At 70.1% G+C, this 25945-nt stretch carries 21 protein-coding genes; 10 read left to right on the plus strand and 11 right to left on the minus strand.

Going from position 1 to position 25945, the window contains the following annotated elements:
- Nucleotides 1–14 precede the first annotated feature (14 nt).
- Nucleotides 15–1022: an ABC transporter substrate-binding protein gene (locus ACGFSB_RS07615; RefSeq protein WP_393395535.1), complete on the plus strand. Its 1008-nt coding sequence runs from the start codon at nt 15–17 to the stop codon at nt 1020–1022.
- A gap of 22 nt (nt 1023–1044) precedes the next feature.
- Here the strand turns inward: ACGFSB_RS07615 and ACGFSB_RS07620 are convergent, their stop codons facing one another.
- Nucleotides 1045–1533 carry a MarR family winged helix-turn-helix transcriptional regulator gene (locus ACGFSB_RS07620; protein ID WP_393395538.1) on the minus strand — a complete coding sequence of 163 codons (489 nt, stop codon included), beginning with the start codon at nt 1531–1533 and terminating at the stop codon, nt 1045–1047.
- 109 nt (nt 1534–1642) lie between these two features.
- Here ACGFSB_RS07620 and ACGFSB_RS07625 point away from each other — a divergent pair, with 109 nt between their 5' ends.
- Together ACGFSB_RS07625 and ACGFSB_RS07630 are read left to right on the plus strand one after the other, a co-directional pair.
- Complete coding sequence (locus ACGFSB_RS07625) at nt 1643–2053, plus strand: organic hydroperoxide resistance protein (RefSeq protein WP_393395541.1); 411 nt, start codon at nt 1643–1645, stop codon at nt 2051–2053.
- Between the two features lie 141 nt (nt 2054–2194).
- A complete protein-coding gene (locus tag ACGFSB_RS07630) occupies nt 2195–2659 on the plus strand; it encodes a hypothetical protein (protein WP_393395544.1) in 465 nt (154 codons plus the stop codon).
- 52 nt (nt 2660–2711) lie between these two features.
- Here ACGFSB_RS07630 and ACGFSB_RS07635 read toward each other — a convergent pair whose 3' ends face one another.
- Genes ACGFSB_RS07635 through ACGFSB_RS07650 form a run of 4 tightly spaced genes read right to left on the minus strand, consistent with a single transcriptional unit; the run spans nt 2712 to nt 10294 of the window.
- Entirely contained in the window at nt 2712–4112 is a 1401-nt protein-coding gene (locus ACGFSB_RS07635; RefSeq protein WP_393395547.1) for an FHIPEP family type III secretion protein, read from the minus strand.
- Nucleotides 4096–7746, minus strand: coding sequence for a hypothetical protein (locus ACGFSB_RS07640; RefSeq protein WP_393395549.1), 3651 nt, complete (start codon nt 7744–7746; stop codon nt 4096–4098). The genes ACGFSB_RS07635 and ACGFSB_RS07640 overlap by 17 nt, the downstream gene beginning before the upstream one ends.
- Nucleotide 7747: 1 nt before the next feature.
- Complete coding sequence (locus ACGFSB_RS07645) at nt 7748–9319, minus strand: CHAT domain-containing protein (RefSeq protein ID WP_393395551.1); 1572 nt, start codon at nt 9317–9319, stop codon at nt 7748–7750.
- A gap of 3 nt (nt 9320–9322) precedes the next feature.
- Nucleotides 9323–10294 (minus strand): hypothetical protein, encoded by a 972-nt coding sequence (locus ACGFSB_RS07650; RefSeq protein WP_393395554.1) that lies wholly within the window; start codon nt 10292–10294, stop codon nt 9323–9325.
- Between the two features lie 443 nt (nt 10295–10737).
- Between ACGFSB_RS07650 and ACGFSB_RS07655 the strand changes: the two genes are divergently transcribed.
- The 4 genes from ACGFSB_RS07655 to ACGFSB_RS07670 all read left to right on the plus strand — a co-directional run bounded on the left by ACGFSB_RS07655 (nt 10738) and on the right by ACGFSB_RS07670 (nt 17414).
- Nucleotides 10738–12093, plus strand: a complete 1356-nt coding sequence (locus ACGFSB_RS07655; RefSeq protein WP_393395557.1) for a M28 family metallopeptidase — start codon at nt 10738–10740, stop codon at nt 12091–12093.
- Nucleotides 12094–12274: 181 nt separating this feature from the next.
- Entirely contained in the window at nt 12275–12625 is a 351-nt protein-coding gene (locus ACGFSB_RS07660; RefSeq protein WP_393395560.1) for a hypothetical protein, read from the plus strand.
- Between the two features lie 10 nt (nt 12626–12635).
- A complete protein-coding gene (locus ACGFSB_RS07665) occupies nt 12636–13583 on the plus strand; it encodes a hypothetical protein (protein ID WP_393395563.1) in 948 nt (315 codons plus the stop codon).
- Between the two features lie 54 nt (nt 13584–13637).
- Nucleotides 13638–17414, plus strand: coding sequence for a CHAT domain-containing protein (locus ACGFSB_RS07670; protein ID WP_393395565.1), 3777 nt, complete (start codon nt 13638–13640; stop codon nt 17412–17414).
- Between the two features lie 26 nt (nt 17415–17440).
- Here ACGFSB_RS07670 and msrB read toward each other — a convergent pair whose 3' ends face one another.
- The 4 genes from msrB to ACGFSB_RS07690 form a co-directional block, all read right to left on the minus strand.
- Complete coding sequence (gene msrB / locus ACGFSB_RS07675; RefSeq protein ID WP_393395568.1) at nt 17441–17848, minus strand: peptide-methionine (R)-S-oxide reductase MsrB; 408 nt, start codon at nt 17846–17848, stop codon at nt 17441–17443.
- Nucleotides 17849–17877: 29 nt separating this feature from the next.
- The gene (murC, locus tag ACGFSB_RS07680; protein WP_393395571.1) at nt 17878–19272 is read right to left on the minus strand and encodes a UDP-N-acetylmuramate--L-alanine ligase; all 1395 of its coding nucleotides are present in this window, start codon (nt 19270–19272) and stop codon (nt 17878–17880) included.
- A gap of 213 nt (nt 19273–19485) precedes the next feature.
- Nucleotides 19486–19959, minus strand: a complete 474-nt coding sequence (locus ACGFSB_RS07685; protein ID WP_393395574.1) for an indole-3-glycerol phosphate synthase — start codon at nt 19957–19959, stop codon at nt 19486–19488.
- A 145-nt stretch (nt 19960–20104) separates the two neighbouring features.
- Nucleotides 20105–20905 carry a pyrimidine reductase family protein gene (locus ACGFSB_RS07690; protein WP_393395577.1) on the minus strand — a complete coding sequence of 267 codons (801 nt, stop codon included), beginning with the start codon at nt 20903–20905 and terminating at the stop codon, nt 20105–20107.
- A 37-nt stretch (nt 20906–20942) separates the two neighbouring features.
- Here ACGFSB_RS07690 and zapE point away from each other — a divergent pair, with 37 nt between their 5' ends.
- Nucleotides 20943–22037 (plus strand): cell division protein ZapE, encoded by a 1095-nt coding sequence (zapE, locus tag ACGFSB_RS07695; protein WP_393395580.1) that lies wholly within the window; start codon nt 20943–20945, stop codon nt 22035–22037.
- A gap of 94 nt (nt 22038–22131) precedes the next feature.
- Nucleotides 22132–23496, plus strand: coding sequence for an alkaline phosphatase PhoX (locus ACGFSB_RS07700; RefSeq protein ID WP_393395583.1), 1365 nt, complete (start codon nt 22132–22134; stop codon nt 23494–23496).
- Between the two features lie 48 nt (nt 23497–23544).
- Here ACGFSB_RS07700 and sph read toward each other — a convergent pair whose 3' ends face one another.
- Nucleotides 23545–24540, minus strand: coding sequence for a sphingomyelin phosphodiesterase (gene sph, locus ACGFSB_RS07705; RefSeq protein WP_393395586.1), 996 nt, complete (start codon nt 24538–24540; stop codon nt 23545–23547).
- A gap of 175 nt (nt 24541–24715) precedes the next feature.
- On the opposite strand from sph, the gene cpt reads away from it, so the two are divergent.
- Complete coding sequence (gene cpt / locus ACGFSB_RS07710; RefSeq protein WP_393395589.1) at nt 24716–25249, plus strand: chloramphenicol phosphotransferase CPT; 534 nt, start codon at nt 24716–24718, stop codon at nt 25247–25249.
- A 71-nt stretch (nt 25250–25320) separates the two neighbouring features.
- Here cpt and ACGFSB_RS07715 read toward each other — a convergent pair whose 3' ends face one another.
- The gene (locus tag ACGFSB_RS07715) at nt 25321–25899 is read right to left on the minus strand and encodes a TetR/AcrR family transcriptional regulator (RefSeq protein ID WP_393395591.1); all 579 of its coding nucleotides are present in this window, start codon (nt 25897–25899) and stop codon (nt 25321–25323) included.
- Nucleotides 25900–25945: the final 46 nt, after the last annotated feature.

Here is a 25945-nt window from a genome sequence, read left to right on the forward strand (position 1 = left end):
GGCACCACGAAGTCATGCCCAGAACACGAACACGTACCACCATCGGATCGGCGCTCGCAGGGGCCTTGCTGCTCAGCGGCTGCGGCGCGGACGTCGAATCGGATTCCAAGGGCTCCTCCAAAGGCTCCTCCAAGGCGGTCACCGTCAAGCGCTGCGGTGAGCCCGTCGCGTACAAGACCCCGCAGCGCGCGGTGGTCTACGAAGGCGGCAGCGCGGACAAGATGTTCAGCCTCGGCCTGACGAAGCACGTCCACGGCTATGTGATGCCGCCCGCCAACCCGCCGGTGAGCGAGTCCCCTTGGGCGTCGGAGTACGCCAAGGTGAAGATGCTCAGCGACGATCTCCTCAACAAGGAACTCGTCGTGGAGGCCAAGTCCGACTTCGTCGTCGCGGGTTGGAACTCCGGCTTCAGCGACCAGCGCGGCATCACCCCGAAGATCCTGGACAAGCTCGGGATCCAGAGCTTCATGCACACGGAGAGCTGCTTCAACTACCCCAAGTACCCGGAGAAGGTCACCCCGTTCAACGCCCTGTATTCGGATCTCGACCGCCTCGGCAAGATCTTCAAGGTCGAGAAGAAGGCGAACGACGTCGTGGGCGGCCTCAAGAAGCGCGTGGCGGCGGTGAAGTCCAGGGCTCCCAAGGGCGACCCTGTCCCCGTCTTCCTCTACGACTCCGGCACCGACCAGCCCTTCACGGCGGGCAGCCAGGTCCCGCCCAACGACATCATCAAGGCCGCGGGCGGCAAGAACATCTTCGACGGTCTCGACGAGCGGTGGACCCAGGTGAACTGGGAGGCCGTCGCCAAGGCCGAGCCCGAGGTCATCATCATCTTCGACTACGGCGACATGCCCGCCAAGAAGAAGATCGACTTCCTGAAGAAGTCCCCGCACACCAAGGAACTGCCCGCCGTGAAGAAGAACAACTTCTTCGTCCTCGACTACAACGAGGGCATCAGCGGGCCGCGCGATATCGACGGCCTGGAGAAGTTCGGAAAGTACGTGCGGGAGCTGAAGCGGTGATGCCGGAGACGCCCGCCGCGCCTCACTGAGCCTCGTCGAGAGCGCCCGTCAGACGGCCGAGGAGTCCTTGCAGGGAGAGGATCTCCTCGACCGTCAGGCCGGTCGAGGCGAGGATCCGGCGCGGGACGGGCAGCGCGCGCTCCCGCAGGGCGACCCCGTCGTCCGTCAGCAGGACGCTGACGGAGCGCTCATCGGTGGCGCTGCGCTCGCGCCGCACGAACCCCGCGGTCTCGAGCCGCTTGAGGAGCGGCGAGAGCGTGCCGGAGTCGAGGCGCAGGCGTTCGCCGATCGCCTTGACGGGCTGGGGGCCGTGCTCCCAGAGCACCAGCATGACCAGGTACTGGGGGTAGGTGAGGCCCAGGTCCTTGAGGGCATCGCGGTAGACGCCGCCGAAGGCGCGCGATGCGGCGTGCAGCGAGAAGCAGACCTGGTGGTCGAGGCGCAGGAGCTCGGCGTCGGGCACGTCGGGCAGCTCGCCCACGGGGGTTACGGAGGTCGGCGGTGGCGTCATGGATCCAGGGTACGCAGGGCGCCTGGCACGCGCCATTCAGTTGTGCACAACTGAATCGTGTGCAACCATTACCGCAGAGCGAACGAATACCGAGGGAAGAGGACACCCCATGAACGCGCTGTACACCGCCGTCGCCACCGCCAACGGCCGCGAGGGCCGTGCCGTCAGCTCCGACGGCCAGATCGACCTCGCGCTCTCCATGCCCCCGGCCCTCGGCGGAAACGGACAGGGCACCAACCCCGAGCAGCTCTTCGCCGCCGGGTACGCGGCCTGCTTCGCCAGCGCCATGGGGGCGGTCGCCCGTGAGATGAAGGTCGACACCAAGGACGTCTCGGTGACCGCCGAGGTCTCCATCGGCAAGGACGACGCGGGCTTCGGGCTCGCGGTCGTGATGCGCGTGGAGCTGCCGGACTCCCTGGCGGGCGAGACCGGGCAGCAGCTGGTCGAGGCGACGCACGCGTACTGCCCGTACTCCAAGGCCACCCGCGGCAACATCGAGGTCGAGCTCGTCGTCGAGTAGGGACCGACGCAGGGACCGACGTAGGGACCGACGCAGAGATCGACGCAGAGATCGAACAAGAGAGGGCCGGACGGCAGGTACCTTAGAGGGACCGATCTCATGGGCCTCCTGGTGGGCTGCGTGAACCCCAGGAGGCCCAGCATGACGACGAACCGCGGACGCAAGGACGTGATCCGTAACCGGATGACGTCGACCGGCGAGTCGTACAACGTCGCCGCTCGCAATCTCAAGGCGATGAAGGACATGGGCGCCACCCGTGAGGCCGTCGTCACACAGCGCTGGCAACCCGCCGAGACCCTGGACGTGCCCTGCCCCTGCGGCGGCACCTGCGAGCCCGGCGAGAAGTGCGGCCACTGCCACGCCCGCCACCGCCACGTGGCCCGCTACCCCGGCAGCCGCACCGAGGTCGACACCTGGGTCGACTGCTACGAGTGCATGGGCTGCGCGTCGACGTACAACATCACCGTCGTCCTGCCCGATCGCCCGTGGGGCATCGCGGAGGAAGTGATCCAGGGCGCGTCCACGGAGCCGGTGATCCGGGCCCGCGTGTTCCCCGGGGTGAAGCATCCGCTGCTGCGTCCGGAGACGCCGGCAGAGGAGAACTGAGCCTCCAGCCTGGCTCCAGCAGGCCGAAGAACCCGACAGGGGCTGCGGCGTCTCAGGCTCCGACGCCGATCTCGCCCATCATCTCCCCGCCTGCCTCCAGCACATCCCGTACGTCGAGGACGATGAGCAGCGGGAACTCAAGCACCAGCAGATCTCGCAGGGGCTGCCAGGCGCCCGCGGTTCTGACGACGACGACCGGCAGGATCTCGTACGCCGGGATGTCCGTGAGCCGCGCGCGTACGGCCGCCACCACCTCGTCGTCCAGCTGCTCGTCCTCGTCCGCTTCCGCGAGTCGGGCCTCGACCGCGAGGTCCACCACATACCACCGGCCGTTGTCACTCGGTTCGCCGAAGAGCGCGGACACGGTCTGATTTCCCAGCCCCCGGCGCACGTACCAGTGGAGAGCCTCGGCCTCCTGGTCCGGGTGGATCCACACCTGGTCCGCCGGATCGGACATCAGCAGCAGTTCACAGATCCGGCGCAGGTCCAGGACGGGGACACGGGCCGCGAGGAGGCCTTGCAGGATTCCGGTCAGCTCCGGCAGCGGGAAACGGTCCCGCACCCGGTGGACGGTTTCCGGATACGCGCCGGCCAGCCTGTCCAGCCTCGCGCTCACATCCTCCGGCATGAGCATCGACTCGGCGTAGGGCTCCAGTTGGACGGCGAGCAGCATGAGCAGATAGCCCCAGGGGTCCCAGACGCGCACGTCGTCCCCCAGCTCCTCGACGTGCGCGACCTCGACAAGGGCACCCTCGAACCCCGCAGCCGGCAGATACGCCGACTTACCCGGCACCCCGTTCTCGAGCAGTTCCGCAGAGGTGCGGTCCACGAAGCGGCTGCCGGCCGGGATTCCCCGGAACGGCATGTCGGGCAGGCCGTCGACGACCACAACGATGCCGCGAGGCGGCAGGTCGTCCGCCGCGGAGAACACGAAGGGCGGGAAGAGGGAGCCTGTCTCCTTGAACAACTGCTCTCTCAGACTGGCCAGGTGCCCGGTCGCGTCCGACGGCCAGGGGGAGGTGAGCAGGCCGAAGTACTCCCGTTCCACCCGGATGTCGATGCTGTGCACATCGCCTCGGTCCGTCGCCGCGGTGTCCGCGGGACTGCGCGCGGCATGGACGACCAGGGCCCGCTCCACAGCGATCGCCACCGCCTCCGTCAGTTCGTCTCCGGCCGTGGGCGCCACGTTGTCGCCCACATAGGCCGCGGCCTCGTCGACAAGGCGACGAGGGAGACGGCAGCGCACTCCGTCCATGCTGATCCGCAGCGGTTCAGGGGCTTGTGCGGGCGCACTCGCATACTCCAGGCGGACTCGGTCCGGCAGGCCCAGCTTCGCGAGAATGCCGCCGGCTCGGCTCGCCAGGGTTTCCAGCGCCTCGGGGCTGCCGATGGACTCCAGTTCCGGAGCGGCTTCCAGACGCAGTTCGACGAACGCGTCAGGTTCCGTCTTCATCAGTCACTCCCCCGGGGCCGGACTGCTGCTGTGCGGCGTCGAGTTCCTCCTGGGTGAGCAGCCTGACGGGCGTCCGGCCGAAGTCGACCGAGGCCAGCAGGATGCGCCGGTCCTCCCACGCGGGGACGATCAGCGCCGCACCCGGCGGCATGGCGCTGATCTCCTCGCCGAGAGCCTGCGCCAGCTGCTCCTCCCATTCCCTGTCCCCGGTGCCCGCTCGGGCGATCAGCGCGAGCGTGTCCGGCAAGAGCTGCCCGCGCGGCGACGAGTCCTCGGCACCGGGCAACCGCGGTGCGATCGCCAGGCGGACCCGGCGCAGCGCCTCCTCCACCGATCCGGCGTCCAGCGCGCCGTCCGCGAGCGCGTCGAGAATCGGCTCCGGCTCGCCCAGCGGCACTCCGTCCGCGGCCAGTCGCCGCAGCACGGCCGTGATGCGGACCAGCGCCCTGCCGCCCACGGCACCGTCCGTCCCCCAGGGGGTCGTGGCCCGGCCGGATGTCCAGCTCTCGACCACGCGGGCCGCCGCGTCCGTTCCCACGAATTCGCCGAGGTACCCGGTGACGCTCTCGCGCGTGCCCTCGGGAGCCGCACGGGCGACGTCCTCGTCCTCGTCCTCGGTGGGTAGTTCCCAAGTCCCGGACGTCACACCGTCGATGAGCACACAGAAGGTGCGCGGCCCGAGATTCGCCGACCCTTCCCGTACGACGATGTCCGGAAGGTCGACTCCGGATGCCGAGAGCACGGTGTCCTTCATCTCGCGGAGCCGGTCCCACAGTTCCCACCCGGCACCGACATACGCGGGAATGAGCTCCGTACCCAGTTCAAGAACGATCCGCTCCGCCTGCTCATCGAAGTGGGCGAGGCCCGCGCCGCCGCCGAGCCGGTCGCTCAGCAGCCGCAGCAGCCGCCCCCGGGCCTCGGCGAAGGCCCCCCGGTCGTCCCCCGCGGCACGGATCCGCTCATCGGCCCTGGCCCATTGCGAATCCAGCTCCACGAAGCCGATCCCCCCGCCGACGATGCGCTGTGCGGCGACCATCGCCAGGATCTCCGTGGCGTCCATGTCCCCCACCGGTCCAGGGGCGCCGCCGACCTGCCGGTACTGCGCCAGTGCCGCCGCCCAGTCCCCCGCTTGTGTGTACTGCCGTGCCGACAGCAGCCGCGGCGCCGTGTCCTGGCCGGCGGCAAGGGACTCCAGGGCCTTCTCGGCCTCTCCGGCAGGGGTCGACGGCCATGGGTCATCGGCGAGCCGTGCGGCGGCGAGCGCGCCGAGACGCGCCGTGGCCGCGTGGAGTTCATCGGCGTACGCCCGGTCCCCGTACACAAGGTCCAGTACCGGCAGGTCCATGTACACACTGTTGGAGAGGTCCTCGAACGAACGGGCCGCTCGCAGATAGCGGGCGAACTCGCCCTCGCCCTCGGCGATCTCCCCGCCCGCAAGCCGGGCGATCGCGACCTCGGCCGCCGCGTCGTTCACCCAGGATTCGGCAGCGGACAGGCTCTTGAAGTGCGCGAGCGCCTGGTCCGCCTCGCCGGCGTAGAGCATCATCCAGCCGATGTTCCGACGTACGTCGGGCCGACCGTGGCGTCCGTAGACTCCGCCGCGCCACATCGCGAGGCACTCCCGGACCAGCGCGGTGAAAGCGGCCCGGTCGCCCAGCGCCCAGTGGCATCGCAGCCACAGCCACTGCTCGACCGCGCCGAGTTCCCCCGTCGGCAACCCGATCGACTCCAGTACCTTCCTGGCCTCGCGTGGGCGCTTCTGCAGAACCCGGAGTCTGGCCTCGTTGCTCGCCCGTTCCCACTCGGGCACAGCGACGGGGACGTCCGTAAGGAGCCGCTCGGTCCGGGCGGGGTCCCCGGCGTTGAGCCACCACACGCATTCCGTCGACCACAGGTAGGGGTCGTCCGGCTCCTGTGCATGGGCGGCCTCCAGTTCCGCGGCCGCGTTCGCGTACAGCTCCAGTCCGCGGGCGGCATCCGACAGCGTCCGGTGGGCCACACTGTTGCCGGGGCCCAGAAGCAGATAGGTCTCGATGTCGCCGACGGACGACCACAGCAGTGCGGTGGCGTGCGCGGTCCCGAGCTTGGCGAGTTCCACACGGATCTGGGCACGGGAGATGTACGCCCAGAGAAGGTCGCCCTCCGGTTCTCCGTACTCGGCCGCCTGTTCCCAGAGCTCGAGCGCCCGGCCGAGCAGCCCTTCGTCCGGCGGCTCGGGCCATTCGGCGTCGTGGAAAGCGGTCATGGCCAGCACAGCGGCGTACACCCAGCGCGATTCGGGCGGCAGGGGCCACAGGCCTTCCGCCGTCTCGAACAGCTCACCGGCCAGCGGGAACAGAGAGCGGTTGTACGCGGCGGCGCCGGCAGCGGCGTAGTCCGCGGCTGCGGCCTCAGGGTCGCCGCTTTTCTCGTTCAGCACCGCCCGGAGGCGCAGAGCGGGCACGTCCGCGTCCAGTTCGCCTGTGGACAGACCGAGTTCCAGGGCCCGCTCGATGGCGCGCAACGCCTGCGGGCGATCGCCCGACGCATGGGCCACAACCGCCCGCAGGTAGTGGCCGTTGCCGTCCTCCGGCCGCCGATAGACAGCTGTGCGCTCGGCAAGGCCTGAAGCGGTCTCAGCCCCGATGCGTGCGATCAGCCGCTCGAAGCGGGCCTCTGCACGGGGCAGGTCCTGCTGGCTCTCCAGGAGCGCGGCCATGCGCAGGAAGGAGAGCTCACTGTCCTCGGGTACGCGGGCGAGTCCGGCGTCCGCGGCCTTGATGGCCTCTTCGTAGTCGTTGCCCGCGAGCAGGACCGTGGCGCAGGTCCGTGCCCCGTACATTGATCGCGGGTCGAGTCCGACGGCCGACCTGGCCCTGCGCAGCGCCTCCTCGCTCTCGCCGCGCCGCAGCCGGCAGCGAGCGGTGACGGCCAGGAGCCGGGCGGCAGCCGGGGGTTCCACCACCCAGACGCTCGAGAGACGGGCCTCGGCGTCATCGACCTCACCGACGGCCTCGAGCAGCACAGCCAGCCGCAGGCTCAGCGATGAGAGCGCGTCACGCCGCCCCGCCGCCCGCGCCAGACCGGCGGCACGCCCCAGCCTGGCCACGGCCTCGGGCAGCAGCCCGCACGCCTCGCACGCCGTGGCCAGCTCTTCGAGCAGCCGTGGCGACTCCTTCCCGTACGACAGGGCGCGACGAAGCACGCTCACGGCCTCCGTCGGCATCCCGAGGCGGAGCAGCGAGCCGGAGAGGAAGACGGCGATGTCCTCCCGGACGCTGTCGGCAAGGCCCGGCGCGCCGACGACCGCGAGCCAGTCCTCATCCGCGAAACGCTCCGCCTTCCCGGCCAGCGCACCGCCCTGTACGTGCCTCTGAAGGCGGGGCAGCAGATCCTCGGCGCGCGCCGGCGCGCCGACCAGGGCGTCCAGAGCGGCCGTGAACGCCTCCTCGACCCGGCCGTCCTGCTCCAACTGGTCGGCGAGCAGCGTCAGTACCCAGCCGTCCGGCTGACCGTCGTCGGACTGCCCGTAGTCCGGCTGCCCGTCGTCGCGCTCCCTGATCGCCTGCCGCAGCGCTTCCGCCGCCTCGGCGTGCCGGCCCCGCGAGCCGAGAGCCTCACCGAGTTCGACGAAGATCTCGGCGAGCGGCCGCATGTCACACCGTCCCGAGCGCGCTGCCCACCGCGCGCGGCTGCGGATGTTCCCGCTCCACAAGGCGCACCTCGGCGCCCTGGGGCTTCCAGCCGGGCGGCGGCCTCACCAGCGCGGTCCGGCAGGCTTCGCAGAACTGGGCCCTGGAACTCTTGACCCGCTCCTCGCATTTGTGGCACCGCACGCTGTGGCTGCAGAACCGGCAGTAGGGCTTGCGGGCGCTGGTCGGCTCACCGCACCAGACGCAGTCCAGTTCCGCCGCGGGCACCGCCGAGACGCGTCGGCCTGCCGCGCCCGCTCCGGCTCCCGCTCCTGCTCCTGCTCCTGCTCCTGCTCCCGCTCCCGCTCCTGCTTCGGCGGATCCGGGTTCCAGGGGCACGAGCAGCGGGCCCGAACCCTGTAGATAGAGCACCGGAAGCCCGAATCCCCGGCTCTGCCCGCTGTCCCCCACGGCGTCCACGTAGAGCTTCCTCCGCGCTTCGTACATGGCGCTCTCGACCGGCTTGAGCTTGCCGAGCGTGGTGTAGAAGACGCGGGCGAACTCGTTCGCGAGCCGGTTCTCCACCTGGAACTGCATGGCGACGACCGCGGGGATCTTCTTGCCCGCGAGATGGCTCGCCATCCCGGAGATGACCTCGTACGGCATGGCCTGGCCCGAGCGAGCGCTGTCGCAGGTCTGCATGAAGATCAGTCGCAGACTGCCGCCCTGCGGCAGCAGGTTGGCCAGCGCCTGGTCGGACACCCATTTCGGCGAGTGGTCCGACTGGCAGAAGGCCAGTTGGCCGCCGAGGGCATCGGTATCGCTGGAGTCGGGGTCCGCGGAGCGGTAGCGGCCATGGCCGATGATGTGGATCACGTGCGGATCCACATGGTTGACCATGGAGAGAAAGGCGTCGAGCGTCGCGCGGGGCGGCGCGGCCTGGTCGTACGGCGTGGTCTCGGCCCCGGTGGGTTCAAGGCCGTTCGCCAGTACGGTGAGTTCGATCAGCTTGGTGTCACGCAGCTCGGTGAGCTGTTCCAGGACGCTCTCGTAGTCCACCGGCATGTCCTTGGGGCCCAGCGCGACGAAGAGCACCCGGGCCGGTGGAGCCACGTGGATGCCCATCTGCTCCCGCCCGCCGACGGTACGAGTACGCACCAATTGCGCGCGCTCGGTGAGGAATCCACTGTTCCCGTCCTCGTCCACCGGAATGTGGAGGTATTCCCACGGCCAGGTGGCAAGCCCCATCGGCGTCGGCTCGATATTGAGTGAGACGCACAGCAACCGCCCCTCGCCCGCCGGTTCGGCCGATCCTTCCATGGCCTGGGTGAGCAGGTTGCCGACCGCGTTCCACTCCCGGCTGTTCTCCACTCCGAACAGCGTGAGGAACAGATGCTCGCCCAGCACCCGCATGTCGTTGAGGGATTGCATCCGGTTGCGCCGCAGGAGCCGGATGAGCAGCCTGACGGTCTTCAACCGCAACGGATCGATCTCCAGCGGGTCCCGGGCGGACACGGAGAAGTCGCCCCAGCGGGCCGCGATGTGCTGCTTGCTGTCGACGGTGACCCGGAATTCCTCGATATGGACATCGCCCATCAGTCACCCACCCTCGGTCGCGTCCGGGAAGAGCACGTACTCGCGCCGGTCGCCGATCGGTGATCCGTTCCGGAAGAACACCTGGAGGGCTCGCGGCAATTCACGGATCAGCGACTGCAACCCGGCGGGGAAATAGGTGAAATGGCGGTAGGCCTGCAACACCGCACGCACCCGCGTTTCCCGCGCGACCCGCGCGACCTGCGGGACCTGCGCGTCCGGTGTTTCTTCCCTTGTTTTCCGGGGGACTTGGAGAATGACGATGAGTTTCGGCGCGTCCGCCTGGAAGAACTCCTTGCCGTCGAGACGCCAGAACACCTTCTCCGCACCGGTGGCGGAATGATCGATGCGCGCCGCGCTCGAGCTGTAGCTGAACGGTCCCGCCGCCACACTCGCCCGCGCGCCGAATCCGGCGTCGGCGCCCGCTCCCGCCGTGACGGACACCGGGCCGACCGCGGCGTCCAGCGGTCCGGCGTCCGCACCGAAGCGCAGGTCACCGCCGAGTCGCAGCCCGATCGTCCCCTCGACCTTCAGCAGCTGGTCGAACCGCCGGTGCGGGAGGATGTCGTACGCCTTGGGCCTCCGGTAGTCGGCCGGTGTGTCCGGATTGAATTCCAGCCTGACCTCAAGCCGGTGGAATCCCCAATTCCGGCGCGGGAAGAGGTTGATCGGGAACTCGGTCCACCAGAACGAGTAGTTCTCTTCGAGCGCGGCGATCCGGGATGCCGTCTCGGCTTCGACCTTCGGCAGTGCCTCGACGGGCACCGGGTACACATCGGGGAAGGCCGCGAATTCGGCCGTGTCCTCGGCCAACGCGCGCAGGAGATTGCCGTATTCGGAGTCGTCAGGCGTCCGCGGCTCTCCCAGATGACCGGAGAGCGTGTCGATCCGCCGTGCCGACTCCAACAGGACGGCCGCACGGTCGACATTCGCCGCATCATCCGTCGCGACACTGAATTCCGGTGGGATGTCAGCCACTTCAGGCCTCCCTGCCAACGGCGCCAGAAGGCCTCCAGTATCTCCCCGCCGCCGCGTCGCGTCACGCTCGCGGCGGCGGGGAACTGGGCGGGGAACTGTAGGCGGTCACCGGCACCCCTCCTGGCGATGACCGGCCGATCGTCATACGTCGCCGGGCCGGTCGTCATACGTCGCCGGGCCGGTCGTCATACGTCGCCGGGCCGCCGGTCGGCTCCGGACTGGTCGGCTCCGGGCAGAGGGCCAGACCGCAGCGTCCGGTAGGCGAACACGCCTGTCCGGCATCTGACCGGATTCCTCTCTTGACTACAGGTCCCCGCACCCCGAACATCAGGCAACGCACACGCACCCAGCACCTCTGTACAGCTCCAGCGCCCTGCGGCATCCATGTCGCAGGGCGTCTCGTACGTTCCGTCCCTCCCACTGTTCGGAATTCGGAGCCCCACATGAGAATCTCCCGACCCGCCCTGCCCCGCGCCCTGAGACGGGCCGCCGCGGGCGTCGCCACCCTCACGGCAGCCGGACTGCTCGCCACCGCCGCGCCCGCGGCCTTCGCAGCACCGTCCGCCCCCGCGAGACCCGCAGCCCCCTCGCCGACTCTCGCCGCCCCCGACATCCCGCTCGCCAACGTCAAGGCGCACCTCTCCCAGTTCCAGTCCATCGCCACGGCCAACGGCGGCAACCGCGCCCACGGCCGAGCCGGGTACAAGGCCTCCATCGACTATGCGAAGGCCAAGCTGGACGCGGCCGGATTCACCACCAGCGTGCAGCAGTTCACCTCCAGCGGCGCCACCGGCTACAACCTCATAGCCGACTGGCCGGGCGGCGACGCCAACAAGGTCCTGATGGCGGGCGCCCACCTCGACAGCGTGACCGCGGGGCCCGGCATCAACGACAACGGCTCGGGTTCGGCCGGCATATTGGAGACCGCGCTCGCTGTCTCCCGCGCCCAGCTGCAGCCCACCCGCCATCTGCGCTTCGCCTGGTGGGGCGCGGAGGAACTGGGCATGGTCGGTTCGAAGTACTACGTCAACAACCTCCCGTCCACCGAGCGTTCGAAGATCTCCGGCTACCTCAACTTCGACATGATCGGCTCCCCGAACCCCGGCTACTTCGTCTATGACGACGACCCGGTCATCGAGAAGACCTTCAAGGACTACTACGCGGGCCTGAACGTCCCCACGGAGATCGAGACCGAGGGCGACGGCCGCTCCGACCACGCCAGCTTCAAGAACGTCGGCATCCCGGTCGGCGGCCTCTTCTCCGGCGCCGACTACACCAAGACCTCCGCGCAGGCCCAGAAGTGGGGCGGCACGGCGGGCCAGGCCTTCGACCGCTGCTACCACTCGTCCTGTGACACCTCGGCGAACATCAACGACACCGCCCTCGACCGCAACAGCGACGCCATCGCCCACGCCGTCTGGACCCTCGGCGCGGACACCCCCGTCCCGCCCGGCGACACGTACGAGAACACCGCCGACGTCGCCATCCCGGACAACGGCGCCGCGGTGACCTCGACCGTGAACGTCACCGGCCGCACGGGCAACGCCCCGGCCACCCTCAAGGTGGACGTCGACATCCGGCACACCTGGCGCGGTGACGTGGTCGTCGACCTGGTCGCCCCCGACGGCACGGCGTACCGCCTGAAGAACTCGAGCGGCAGCGACTCGGCGGACAACGTCATCGCCACGTACACGGTCAACGCGTCGAGCGAGGCGGCGAACGGCGCCTGGAAACTCCGCGTCCAGGATGTGGCGGCGCAGGACACGGGCTACATCAACAGCTGGAAGCTGACGTTCTAGTTCTGCCTGACCTGCTGTCCTGCATGACCTGTATGACCTGCATACGGTGACCGGTCGGCGCGATGCCCTCAGCGACGGGGCATCGCGCCGATGGGACAGATACCCGGCTACCATGACCGACGTGCTGTCACACTCGGATCAGAGTCATCAACTGGCCCTTCTCTGCTCACAGTTGCCCCGCTTGCGCAGACTGCACCGAGGGCCTGTCGGCGCGGAGAAGCGGTCGGTGATCGACAGTGCGCTGCGTGCCGCCCGCGCGGGGGAACCCGTCGACGGGCACCTCGAACTGCTGGGCTTCGGACCCCCGCCCGCGCCGCCGTCGGCAGGCGATCCGGAGGACTTGGAGGAGGGGGAATCCCACCGGGTCTCGCACCGGCCGACCCGAGTCCCGGACAGCGCCCCGCGGACGCTGCCCGGCTACCACATCTGCCCGCAGGGCGTCTGCGAGCGGCAGGAGCGCCGGGCGGCCGACGGGGAGCGGCCGGTGTGCGCGGTCTTCGATCTGGCGCTGCGCTTCGTCGCCGAGGCCTGAGCGGCCGGGCATGTTCACCGGACTCGTCACCGACTTCGGCAGACGGCTCGTCGACCGCTGGGCCACCACGATGGTCATGCCAGGCCTGGTGTTCACCGCCGTCGCGGCCGTCGCCCTGGTCCTGCGCCAGAGCCACTGGTCCGATGCCGCCATGCTGCGCGGCGAGTTGGCCGATCTCACCGCCGCGGGATCGGGTTCGACGCGTACGGCGGTGCTGCTCATCGCCGTCCTCGCCGCGTCCTTCGCCGTGGCTCTGGTGGCCGAGGGGCTCGCAGGCCCTTACGAACAGCTGATTCTCGGCCGTTGGCCAGGACCGCTGCGCCGACCGGCCGCCGCGCTCACCGAGCGGCGGCGCAGGGCATGGCGGGAGAGGGACGACGCGGCCGACGCCTGTCACCGCGCCCGCCTCGACGCCGAGCAGCACGATGACGCGGAGACTCCGGAGGGGCGGACGCGACTCGCCGACCTCGCCACCCAGGCCGGAGAGTTGGAAGCTCAGCGCAACGAGCTCTCGCTGATCCCTCCGCACTGCCCGACCTGGATGGGCGACCGGCTCCGCGCTCCCGCCGACCGGGTCCGGCGCGACTACCGCCTCGAACTCGCGGACGCCTGGCCCCGGTTGTGGCTACTGCTCCCCGACAGCACACGGCAGCCACTCACCGAGTCACGGCAGCGCTTCGACGAGGTGATGCGGCTCGGTGGCTGGGCCGCTCTCTATCTCCTTCTCGGCGCGGTGTGGTGGCCGAGCGCCGTGGCCGGGACCGGGGCGGCGCTGGTGGCCTGGCGGCGCGGCCGTGACCGGGCCGATGACTATGCCGAGCTCGTGGAGTCCGCCGTCGACGTCCACGTCCAGGAGCTGTTCGAGCGGTTCGACGAGGAGGCCGCGCCGATCCGGCCGAGCCTCGGCCCGGCTATGACCGAGCGGTTCCGCAAGGGCGCGGGGCCACGGCACCACTGAGCATCACGGCACTACTGACCACGGATCAGTACGACCTACGGGGGTGCACCGACCATGACAGATCCGCAAGCCTCAGCCGACGACGGCAACGGCAACGACGACCGGCCCACCGAGCGCGATCACCTACTGCGGGCCGTACGCCACCGCATCGACGCGGTGGGCGGGCCCGCGGGCAACGCCCATCTCCATACGGAGGACGCGGGCGGGGAGGCCGACCGGCTGCTGCGGCATCTCGTCCTCACTCCCGGCGACGATCCGGCAGCTGCCGGGGTGGACGCCGAAGTGGCGTACGTCCTGGGGGTGTTGTACCTGTGCCGCGCCGACGACCGGCCCCAGGCCCCGACCGGTGAACAGGAGGCACGGCTCGCCCTGCTGCTCCTCGGCTCCTTCTACTACAACCCGCCGGGCCAGCAGGACGTGCTGCCGCCGCCCCTGCGCGCCGGGCTCGACCAGATCATCGGCCCCGACGGACGACGCCCCGCCGACCCCGACGCGGCCGTCCAGGCACACGCCGAGGCCCTCGCCAATCTGGCGATGCTCCTCATCGAACTGGCCATCGGGCTGCCGTACCCCGCCGCTGCCCCCGCTTCGGCCGGGCTCCTGCGCGCCGCCCTGCCGTATCTGGCGGCCGAGGGCCCGGACCGCGCGGTGGCCGGCTGCAACCTCGGCTACGCCCTGCTCCTCAGCGCCCCCGCCCCCGGCCCCGGCCCCGGCCCCGGCCCCGAGCAGATCACCGAGGCCGTCGCCGTCCTGCGTACCGCCTTCGCGGCCACGGCGCGCGAGCACCCCAACCACGCCCGCTGCGCCAACGGCCTCGGGCTCGCGCTGCTCAACGCCGCCGCGCACGCCGAGGACCGTACGCAACTGCCCGAAGCGGCAGCGATGTTCCGCATCGCCACTCGGACCGCCACCGAGCTCGACGAGAACCTTCCGCAGATGTGGGCGGACCTGGGCCATACCCTCATCCTGTACGGCCGGTCCGCCGAGGCGGGCGACGAAGTGGAGCCCGCCGTACGCGAGGAGGCCGTCCAGGCCCTCCGGCAGGCATTGGAGCTCACCCCCGCCCAGGACGAGGAATCCCTGCGCGTACGCCTCGACCGACTGGCCGACGCCGCACTGATCGGCTGCCCCGGCGACGACCGGCCGCAGGCCGCCGCGCAGGCCGGGGAAGCCGTCGAGCCGCTGCGCCGGCTGCTCACCCTCACCCCCGACGGCCACCCCGACCACGCGGATGTGACGCTGCGCCTCGCCGCGAACCTGATCGCGGCGCGGCACCCGCAGGAAGCCACCGATCTGCTGGTGGGCGGCGAGAGCGTGTTCGCCGGGGACACGGAGCGGATGGCGGCCGTCGAGACGCTCCTGGTCCAGGCGGCCATGCTCCAGGGGGAAGTCAGGGCCCGGTCGGAGCTGACTCCCGAACAGGAGGAGGCCCGGCAGGCCATCGACGAGATGCTGCGCCCCGCGCTCTCGGGAGAAGCCGCCGACACCCCCGACAACCCCCTGTCCGCGGTCATGCGGCTCGTCGGCCTCGGCCCGCAGACCAACGGCAGCCGCAACGCGGAAATGATGGAGTTCGCCAATCTGGTCGTGGGCTTCGGCGACCGGACCGGCGTGGCCGACGTCTTCGCCAAGGCGATGGAGCTCGAGGCCAAGCGCATCGCGCGGCTGCCCGAGGAGGAACGGGCCCAGGCGCTCGCCGCGCTCCTGGAGGGGGAACTGGAGGGGGCAGACGGCGACGCGGCGGCGAGCGAACCGCCGCAGGAGGTCGTGGACACCCGCGGCGTCGACGAACTCCTGGAATGCCACGAGCGCCTGGAGCCACGGATACCGGCCGGCTCCCGCGAGCACCGCTTCCTTCGTGCCATGCGCGCCATGCTGCTCATGGCGAAGGCCATGAACACACCGGGTGATGTGAAGACCCGGCTGCGGGCGATGCGGCAGACCCTGCCGCTGATGCAGGAGTTCCTCGAGACGCTCCCCGCCCTTCTGAAGGAGGTGGGCATCACCCCCGAGCTCTTCGGCGCGCACGCGGCACTGATGTTCTCGGACGAGTCCCCGTTCGATCAGCTGGAGCTGCTCGAGGACGCCGTGAAGACCAGCCGCCGGGAGCTCGCGACCCTGGCCACGGGCTCACCGGAGACAGACTCACCGGAACGCACCGAGGCCCGCATCACCCTGGCCATGAGCCTGTTCACCCGCCACGTGATCTGGTCCGACGAGGCCGACTTCGAGGAGGCCCAGGACATCGCCCGCGAACTGACCGCGGCTCCCGAACCCCCGCCTCGCACCGCCCTGCTCCTGACGCAGTGGTCCTCCGTCACCCTGCGGCGTGTCCAGAACACCGGCCTGCTGAGGTCGGGGCCCCCACAGGAAGGCCGGTCGCCGAGCCTGGTGACCCGCCTCGCCTCCGACGGCGCCGTCACCGCGCTCGAACGCCACGACCCCGTGGAAGCCCTGGAAACCCTGGAGGACGGCCGCTCGCATCTGCTCTCCGGAGCGCTTAACGCCCGCAGGGAACTGGCGGAGCTGCACGGCACCGATGCCGCCCTGCACGCCAGGCTGCGCGCCGCCCTGGAGCGGGTCCGCACCCACCGCCAGGCGATCGGTCCCGGCCGGTGGCCCGCTCCGGATAAGGAGGCCGAGTACCGCACGGCCGCCGAGGAAGCCGCCCGGATCGTCGCGGAACTCCAGCAACGCCCCCAGTTCCAGCGCTTCCTGACGCCTCTGCCGCTGAGCCTCGACAACCTGCTGCCCGCCGCCGCGGAGGGCCCCGTGGTCAGCATCAACGTCAACCCGCGCCGCTGCGACGCCCTGGCCCTGTGCCCCGACGGACTGCACTCGATCCCGCTGCCCCGGCTCGACGCCGCCGATCTGGCGGCCCAGGCGGAGTCCTTCCGCCTCGCGGTGGAAACGCTGAACGCCGGGCCGCGCGACCCCCTGTTCGAGGACTCCCGGGAGGTCTTCACCGGGACGCTCGCCTGGCTGTGGGACGTCCTCGCCGAACCGGTCCTCGACGCCCTCGGGTTCACCGGACCGCCCGAGCCGGGGGTGCCCTGGCCCCGCCTGTGGTGGTCGCCGTCGGGCGTACTCAACTCGTTCCCGCTGCACGCCGCCGGACGCCACGGCGGTCAGGACACAGAGGGCGCCTCCGTGCTCGACCGAGTGGCCTCTTCCTATACGCCGACGCTGCGGGCCCTGCTCTTCAGCCGGGCCAGGACGCGCGCGGCCTCGGGGCGGCGGCACACGCTGGCCGTGGCCGTGCCGGAGACCTCGGGGCACCCCTCGCTGTCCCGTACCGTCGCCGAGGCCGCCGATGCCGTGGCCTCGGGCGGCGGGCTTCCGCTGATCGGGCCCGCCGCCACCCGGGACGCGGTCCGTGCGGCCCTGGTGGACGCGGCCGTGGTGCACTTCGCCTGCCACGCGGGCAGCGACCCCGAAGACCTGGCCGCGAGCCGGCTGCTGCTGTCCGACGGAGACCTTCAGCTCAACGACATCGCCGCGCTGCGCCTGGACAACGCCCAGCTCGCCTACCTCTCGGCCTGCGGCACGGCCCGTGGCAGCGCGTCGCCTGCCCTGGCCGACGAGGCGGTGCACCTCGCGTCGGCCTTCCAGCTCGCGGGCTACTCCCAGTCGGTCGCCACTCTGTGGGAGGTGGGCGACGCGTTCGCCTCGACGGCGGCTTCGGTGTTCCACCGCGCCCTGGCCCCGTCGATGGCGGCGGCAGACCCACTGCCCGCGGCCCTCGCCCTGCACCGCACGGTCAGCTCACTGCGGCACAGCCACCGGGACCGCCCCTGGACATGGGCGAGCCTGGTGCACGCGGGGGCGTGAGGGCGGGCCGCCGGCGAAGTTGTCGCTCAGCCCTCGTCAGGCGCCAGCGTCAAGGAGATCGAGTTGATGCAGTACCGCTGGTCCGTCGGTGTCGCATACCCCTCGCCCTCGAACACGTGCCCAAGATGCGACCCGCACCGCGCGCACCGCACCTCGGTACGTGCCATGCCGTGCGAGGTGTCCTGGAGCAGCTCGACCGCGTCCGTGTCCTTCGGGTCGAAGAAGCTCGGCCAGCCGCAGTGCGACTCGAACTTCTCCTGCGAGGTGAAGAGCTCCGCGCCGCATGCGCGACAGGAGTAGACGCCCTTGGTCTTCGTGTCCGTGTACTCACCCACGAAGGCGGGCTCCGTGCCCGCCTGGCGCAGGACCGCGTACTCCGAGGGGCTCAGTTCCTCGCGCCACTGCTCGTCCGGCTTCTCGACGTCGTACGACATGAGACTGAACCCCTTACTTCTTCGACTTGCTACTTCGACAGTTCGGCCAGGATCTGCGGGCCGATGTCCGTGACGTCGCCCGCTCCCATGGTGAGAACGAGATCACCGGGCCGCGTCATTCCCGCGACGACTGCGGCGGCCTCGCTCTTGTCGTGCACGGCCCGTACATCGGCGCCCGCGGCCACGGCCGCTTCGATGATCAGGGCGCTGGTGATGCCGGGGATCGGGTCCTCACGGGCCGGGTAGATGTCCAGGACCACGGAGGCGTCCGCGAGGGCCAGGGCCTGGCCCATCTCCTTGCCGAGCTCCTGCGTGCGGGAGAAGAGGTGGGGCTGGAAGAGGACCAGGAGGCGTGAGTCGCCCGCGGAAGAGCGCATCGCTTCCAGGTCCGCCGACATCTCGGTGGGGTGGTGCGCGTACGAGTCGATGACCTGGACGCCCGACGCCTCGCCCTTCAACTGAAGGCGGCGCTTGACGCCGGTGTAGGAGCCGAGGGCCGATGCCAGGTTGTGCGCCGGGATGCCGAGGGCGATGCCCGCGGCGAGGGCGGCCACCGCGTTGTGGGCGTAGTGGCGGCCGGGGACCGAGACCGTGAAGGTCAGGAACTTGCCGTTGAGGACGACCGTGACCTCGCTGGTCAGGCCGCGCGCGGTGACCTTGTGGATGCGCAGGTCGGCACCTTCGGACTCGCCGTAGGTGACGACCTTCAGCTCGCCCTGCTCGCGCACGCGCTTCGTCAGTTCCGCCGCACCCGACTGGTCAGCGGCGATCACCAGCGTGCCACCGGGGACGATCTTGCCCGCGAAGGTCTCGAAGGACTCGTAGATCTCGTCCATCGACGCGTAGTTGGCGTGGTGGTCGAGCTCCACGTTCAGGACAATGGCGACCTCGGGCGCGTACTTGTGGAAGCTGCGGTCGCTCTCGTCCGCCTCGGCGACGAAGATGTCGCCGTCGCCGTGCAGGGCGTTCGAGCCCGGCGCGTCCAGGTCGCCGCCGATCGCGTACGAGGGGTCGAGGCCGAGGGTGGAGAGGGTGACCGCGAGCATCGACGTCGTCGTGGTCTTGCCGTGCGTGCCCGCCACCGCGATCGGACGCAGGCCCTCCATGAGGGAGGCCAGGGCGTCCGAACGGTGGACCACCGGGATGCCGAGCTCGGTGGCACGGGCCAGCTCGGGGTTGTCGGCACGGATCGCCGACGAGACGACCACACAGGTGGCGTCGGTCGCGAGGTGCGCGGCGTCATGGCCGACGTGGACCGTGGCGCCCAGCGTCCGCAGGGCCTCGGCCGTGGCGGACTCCCGCGAGTCGCTCCCCGCGACCTTGGCACCACGCTGGGCCAGGATCTTGGCGATCCCCGACATGCCGGCGCCGCCGATGCCGATGAAGTGCGGTCGATCCATGGCGGTGGGCAGGCCGGGTGCCATACGTGTGTCTCCCCAAGAGTCCAAGAGTTACGGCAGATGAGCAGAGCCCAGACTATTGCCTAGGCCGTCCAGCAAGCACATCTGCGTCCCGCAAGGGCCCCGTAAGGAGCGCGGGGCTGTGACACATGCGGCTCCGCCGCGCGAGCGCGACCAGCCCCCACCGGGCCCGCGGAAAATCACCGCACCCAGCGCCACGCCTAGTCCTCTAGTCCTCTAGTCCTCCGTATGCGAGAACAGCTTCAGAACCGGTACGCCCACCTTGTGCCGGGCACGCGACGCCCAGTCTCGATGGAAGAACTCTTCCACGTAGTGCGGATCGGTCAGCACGATGACCTCATCCGCATTCGCCTCGTCGACCAGCTGCTTGAGTGCGTCAAGCGGGTGATCCTCGATCAGTTGCCCCGCAGCCTCACACCCCGCCGAATGCAACGCCTTCAGCGAGACCTCCAGCGCCTTCTGCGCGAAAGCCGCCGCATCCTGCCCCTCCGGCACTTCCCCTTCCTTCGCCGCTTCGTCGAGCTCCCCCAGAGCGACGTCGTCGATGGCCCGCAGCAGGCGGTCCGCCTGGTCGCCGCGGGGCTGGAGCAGCACCCGGAAGGTGACCGTCTCGTCCCCGTGCAAGGTGGTGACGAACTCCACATCAGCGGAGGTCAGGGCCTTCTCGATCATCAATACGCTTGTGAACACGACAGGCGCCCTTCTCATCCGTGGGCTGCCGAGAGTCTGTCTCGACAGGCCCCTGCGGAAACCATCCTGCCCCGTGGCCGCACGGGGTCTGCGACTTTTAGTGTGCCCAACGGAAGCCAAACGGAACGGCTGATTCCGCCGATTGTCAGATTCGACGGTATCGGGTGTAGAGGAACCCGGCCTCCTCCAGTACGGACGCCAGTGCGAATCGTTCCGGCGCCGCCACCGCGGACCCCCAGGAGATCCGCTGCGCGTCCCCCGCGGTGAGCATCGGGGACACCGTCAGACAGAGCTCATCAAGGGCATCCGCCGCCACGAACTGGCCGAGCAGCCGGGGTCCGCCCTCCGTGAGCAGCCGGGTGAGGCCGCGCTCGGCCAGGGCGGGCGCGACCCGCTCGGGCTCGACCACCGCCCCGTCGCCCGCGGTCACCACCACGGCGCCCGCCTTCTCGGCCGCGGCGATCCGGTCGGCGGGCGCCGCCGCACCGGTCACCACGAGCGTGGGCACCAGGGGCGAGGTGAAAAGCGGAAGGGTGAAATCCAGGTCGAGGCTCGCACTGACCACGGCGATCGCGGGCGCCACCGCCTGCCCGGCGGCCGCCCTGCGCTCAGCGAAGGCTTCACGCGCGCGTGCGGGCCGATAGCCCTCCTTGCGGACCGTTTCGGCCCCGACGACCACGGCATCGGCGATTCCGCGCAAGGTGCCGAAGATCCGCATGTCCGTGGCGCTGGAGATGGGCTGCGACCGGCCGTCGTGCTGGGCCGCACCGTCGAGCGTGGACACCATGTTGGCGCGCAGCCAGGCGCCGCCACCCGAGGAGCCCGAAGAACCCGAGGAGCCCGAAGAACTCGATGGATAGGCGTACGCGTCGGCCAGCTCCCCCAGCCCCCACTCTCGTACTGATGTTTCGTCTGTCTGGTCTGTCACAGGGAACAGGCGTCGCATATCCAGCAGTCTTGCACGGCGCTTAGAGTTAGGAACCGTGTCGTCCTCCACCGCCGCCCCCGGGCAGAGCCCCATAGCCGAAGCGGGTCCCCAGTCACTGTGCGCCCGCGCGCCCCATGTCCCCGCCGACCGTCTGGTCGCCGAGATGGTGCCGCCGCCGCGTTTCGACTCCGTCCGCTTCGATACGTACATCCCGGACCCCAATCAGCCCAGCCAGACCGAGGCCGTGCGGGTCCTGAGCGGCTTCGCTGCCGGGCTCGGCGGGGCGCACGCGTCCGGCGCGGGCAAGCGCCGCTGGTTCGCGCGCTCGAAGCCCGCCGCGCCTGCCGGACCCCGTGGCGTCTACCTCGACGGTGGCTACGGAGTGGGCAAGACCCACCTCCTCGCCTCCCTCTGGCACGCGACGCCCGCCGCGCCCGAGCAGAAGGCGTTCGGCACCTTCGTCGAGCTGACGAACCTGGTCGGTGCGCTCGGCTTCCAGCAGACCGTGCGCACCCTCAGCGGGCACCGGCTGCTCTGCATCGACGAATTCGAGCTCGACGACCCGGGCGACACGGTGCTCGTCTCCTCGCTGCTCGCGCGCCTCGTCGAGGAGGGCGTGGCGCTCGCCGCGACCTCGAACACACTGCCGGGCAAGCTCGGCGAGGGCCGCTTCGCCTCCGCCGACTTCCTGCGCGAGATCCAGGGCCTCTCCACCCACTTCAAGTCGCTGCGCATCGACGGCGACGACTACCGCCACCGGGGTCTTCCGGAGGCGCCCGCTCCGTACTCGGATGAGCAGGTCGCCAAGACCGCCTACGCGACCGACGGCGCGAGCCTCGACGACTTCCCGCATCTGCTCGACCACCTCGCGCGCGTCCACCCCAGCCGGTACGGAGCGCTGACCGACGGGCTCAAGGCCGTCTGCCTCACCGATGTGACGCCGGTCCCCGACCAGTCGACGGCCCTGCGCCTCGTCGTGCTCGCCGACCGCCTGTACGACCGCGAGGTCCCGGTGCTCGCATCGGGTGTCCCCTTCGACCAGCTGTTCAGCGAGGAGATGCTGAACGGCGGCTACCGGAAGAAGTACTTCCGGGCGATATCGCGTCTCACGGCGCTCGCGCGGGACGCGAAGGGACTCGTGAAGCCGTAGCGACTCACCGCTACGCGCGTGGTTCCCGCGCGCCAGGGCGCGTGGTACACACATCCGGTCATGTTCCTGTCCGCCAGCAGGAGGTCGGCCTCTTATGTCCACGACACGACGTCAAGTCCTTGCCCGTACCGGAGCGGTGGGTGCGGGCATCGCCTTCACCGGCGCCCTCTCGGAGCTCTTCGCCGGGAGCGCGGCCGCGCAGGGCAAGGGCGGGTACGGGCCCCTGGTGCCCGACCCCGCCGGACTGCTCGATCTGCCGAAAGGTTTCCGCTATAAGGTCCTCTCACGGGAGGGCACCGATCTGCCGTCCGGTGAGGGCAAGGTGCCGAGCAACTTCGACGGCATGGCCACGTTCCGCGGCAAGCACGGCGGCACCAACCTCGTCCGCAACCACGAGAACCGCGTCACCGGCAAGATCCCCGTGCCCACGGTCAAGGGACTCACCTACGACCCGATGGGCAAGGGCGGCTGTACGGCGCTCACGCTCGACCGCCACAACAACGTCCTGGACGAGCGCGTCGCGATCGCCGGGACCGCGGTCAACTGCGCGGGCGGGCCCACCCCTTGGGGAACCTGGCTGACCTGCGAGGAGACCGAGGACAAGGCTGGCACGAACGGCTACACCAAGGACCACGGCTTCATCTTCGAGGTCGACCCCGTCGACCCGCACCGCACCGGAGCCGTGCCGCTCACCGCGATGGGCCGCTTCCAGCACGAGGCGATCGCCGTCGACCCCAGACGTGGTGTCGTCTACGAGACCGAGGACGCCTTCCTCAAGCCCTTCGGCCTCTTCTACCGCTTCCTGCCCAAGAAGCCCGAGGGCGGCCGCGGTTCGCTCCGAGCGGGCGGCAAGCTCCAGGCCATGCGGGTGCCCGGCGTGCCCGACCTGTCCGCGATCCAGGAGACGGGCGCGCACTTCGAGGGCGTCGAGTGGGTCGACGTACCGGACCCACTGGCCGCCCAAACCCCCATCAGGAACCAGGACTTCGGCCCCAAGGGCGTCACGCACGCCCAGAAACTGGAGGGCTGCTACTGGGGCGGAAAGTCCGTCTACTTCGTCTCGTCGTTCGCACACAGCGCGGAGGGCTCCGCCGCCGATCACTTCGGCCAGATCTGGCGCTACGACCCGTCCGAGCGCCGCCTCACCCTCGTGATCGTCTTCGGCCCGAGCACCGACATCCAGCTGCCGGGCGAGTCCCCCGACAACATCTGCCTCGCACCGAGCGGCGGCCTGATGGTGGCAGAGGACGGCGGTGGCGCGCAGCACGTGTACGGCCTGACGCGCCGCGGCGAGGTCTACGCGATGGCCCGCGGCCAGCAGAACATCGGCACCCCGCAGGAGCCGGAGTGGGGCGAGTTCGCGGGCGTCTGCTTCTCGCCCGATCACGAAACGATGTACGTGAACTGCTACACCCCCGGCACGACGTTCGCGGTGACGGGGCCCTGGCACAGGACCTGACCGGACGCCGGGTGCGCGGCGACCTGCCGCGCACCCGGCCCGTGGCCGCTAAGAGCCGATCAGCGGATAGTGGTCGGACAGGTTGGTGTAGGTGTACTGCTTGCCCCAACTGGAGACCGTCCAGGGCGCGCTCTGCTCCTTGACCACCTCGTTGTGCCAGGCGGCGGGGCGGGCGTGGCCCGTGCGGTGCAGGACGTAGTCGAGGTCCTCGCGGGGGTCGTCCGGGTAGCGCTCGGCGGCGATGGAGTTGTCCTGGGTGTCGAAGGAGTACGGGTGGCCCGTACGCCCGTCGGCGGGAGCGAACCCTCCGTCGGCGAGCATCGACGCGTACTCGGCACTGTGCGAGTCGACGTTGAAGTCGCCCGCCACGATGACCTGTTCGTCCGCCGGGATGTTCTTGGCGTCCAGGAAGGCGTCCATCTCCTTGAACTGCTTGGCGCGCGTCGAGGCGGCCTCACCGGAGCCGCACCCGGGGTCGGTGGACTGGGTATGGGTTCCGACGACATGCACCTTGGCCCCGTTCACATCCAACTGGGCATAGACGAAGCCCTTGTTGGAGTACGAGTCGGAGCCGCAGGCGTCCTTGTAGACGTACTGCTCCTTGCGCACGATCGGCCACTTGCTCAGGACGGTCACGCCGCCGTCCTCCGGGGTCACCGAGGAGTACGCACCACCGGTGGCGTCCCAGCCGTCCTTGCTCCGGCCCATCACGGGGGTCTGGTGCGGGTAGCGGTCCGCGGAGTTGGCCTTCAGCGCGTCGGACGCGGAGTTGTCGAAGGCCTCCTGGAGGACGACCACGTCCTTGCCCTGGTAGAAGTCCGCGGCCGGTATGGCCTTGGCACGGTGGTCCTGACCCCAGTTCGGGTAGAGATTCTTGCTCATGAGGAACGCGTTGTACGTGAGCACCTTGAGTGCGGGTGTCGCGGCAGAGGCGGCAGGGGCGTCGCCGGCGGTCGCGGACGGGGCGACGGCGGCGAGCGTGGCGGCGGCGAGCACGGTGGTGATCGCGGCGGCGTGAGTCCTGCGCAGCGCTGGGTGCGGCACTGAATCTCCTGTGGGTGGGGGGCGTTGTTGTGGCCGTGATGGCCGCCGCACATCCAATCAGCCGTGGCTACTTCTGGGGATACTTCACGTGAACACGTGCCGTGTTCAGTTCTACTGCCGCGTCTACTGTCGCGCTGTGACGACTAAGACAACTCAAGCGACTCACTCGACTCAAGTGATTGTCCTCAACGGCGGCTCAAGCTCGGGGAAGTCCGACATCGCCCGCTGCCTGCAAGACATACTGCCGGACCCCTGGCTGACCTTCGGGACGGACACGTTCGTCGATGCGCTGCCCAGGTCCCTGCGCGCGTCGGACGCGGGGATCGAGTTCGCTCCGGACGGCGAGGTGGTCGTCGGGCCTGAGTTCCGTGAGCTCGAGGAGGCGTGGATCGAGGGCGTCGCCGCGATGGCCCGTGCGGGCGCCCGGATCATCGTCGACGAGGTGTTCCTCGGCCAGGCCGCATCCCAGGAGCGATGGCGCAAGGCGCTGGACGGCCACGGCCTCGGGGTGCTGTGGGTCGGGGTCAGATGCGAGGCCACGGTGGCCGAGGGGCGTGAGGCCGCGCGGGGCGACCGGGTGGCGGGCATGGCCAGGTCACAGGCGGACACCGTGCATCAGGGCGTGCGCTACGACGTCGAGGTGTGCACGACGCGGGCGGAGTCCATCGAGTGTGCCAAGGCCGTCGCGGCCCACATGGCGCTTCACTGACGTGGCGGCGCGGGGTCAGAGATCAGACACCAAACATCAGGCATCAGGCATCAGGCATCAGGCATCAGGCATCAGAGCTCGGCTAGCGCACTCTCCACCGTGTCGAGCAGGGCCTGCCGGTCGTCCTGGACGCGGGCGAGGACGCGGAGGCCGTAATAGGTGCTCTGCACACGGCGGGCGACGGTCCGGGCGTCGGCGTTGGAGCGGAGCTCCCCGGTGCGCCGACCGGCCGTCACGACCGCGCACAGCTCCTCCTCCACGCGGTCGAAGTTGCGGCGGACCGCGTCTTTGACCTCCGGGTCGAGCGCGCCGATCTCGACGGCCGCGTTGATCGCGAAGCAGCCGCGCCCCTGCGCCTCGTCGAGATCGGCGTCGACGGCATGGACCATCATGTCCCGCAGCCGCTCCTTGACCGGCCCTTCGCCCCACAGGATCTCGATCTGCTCGGCGGTGCTGGTTTCGTAGTAGCGCCGCAGAGCACGCAGATAGAGCTGACGCTTGCCGCCGAAGGTGTTGTAGAGGCTGGAGGGCCCGAGCCCGGTGCTGTCACAGAGCGCACGCGTCGACGTGCCCTCGAACCCGTGACGCCAGAACGTCTCCATGGCCGCGGTGATGACGCGGTCCTCGTCGAACTCTCGTGGCCTGGCCATGTCCCCCACACTACGGGTTTTGGAACATGCGTACAAAACTTGACGA

The sequence above is a fragment of the Streptomyces sp. NPDC048441 genome (assembly GCF_043200235.1).
In the GTDB taxonomy this organism is placed as follows: Bacteria; Actinomycetota; Actinomycetes; order Streptomycetales; family Streptomycetaceae; genus Streptomyces.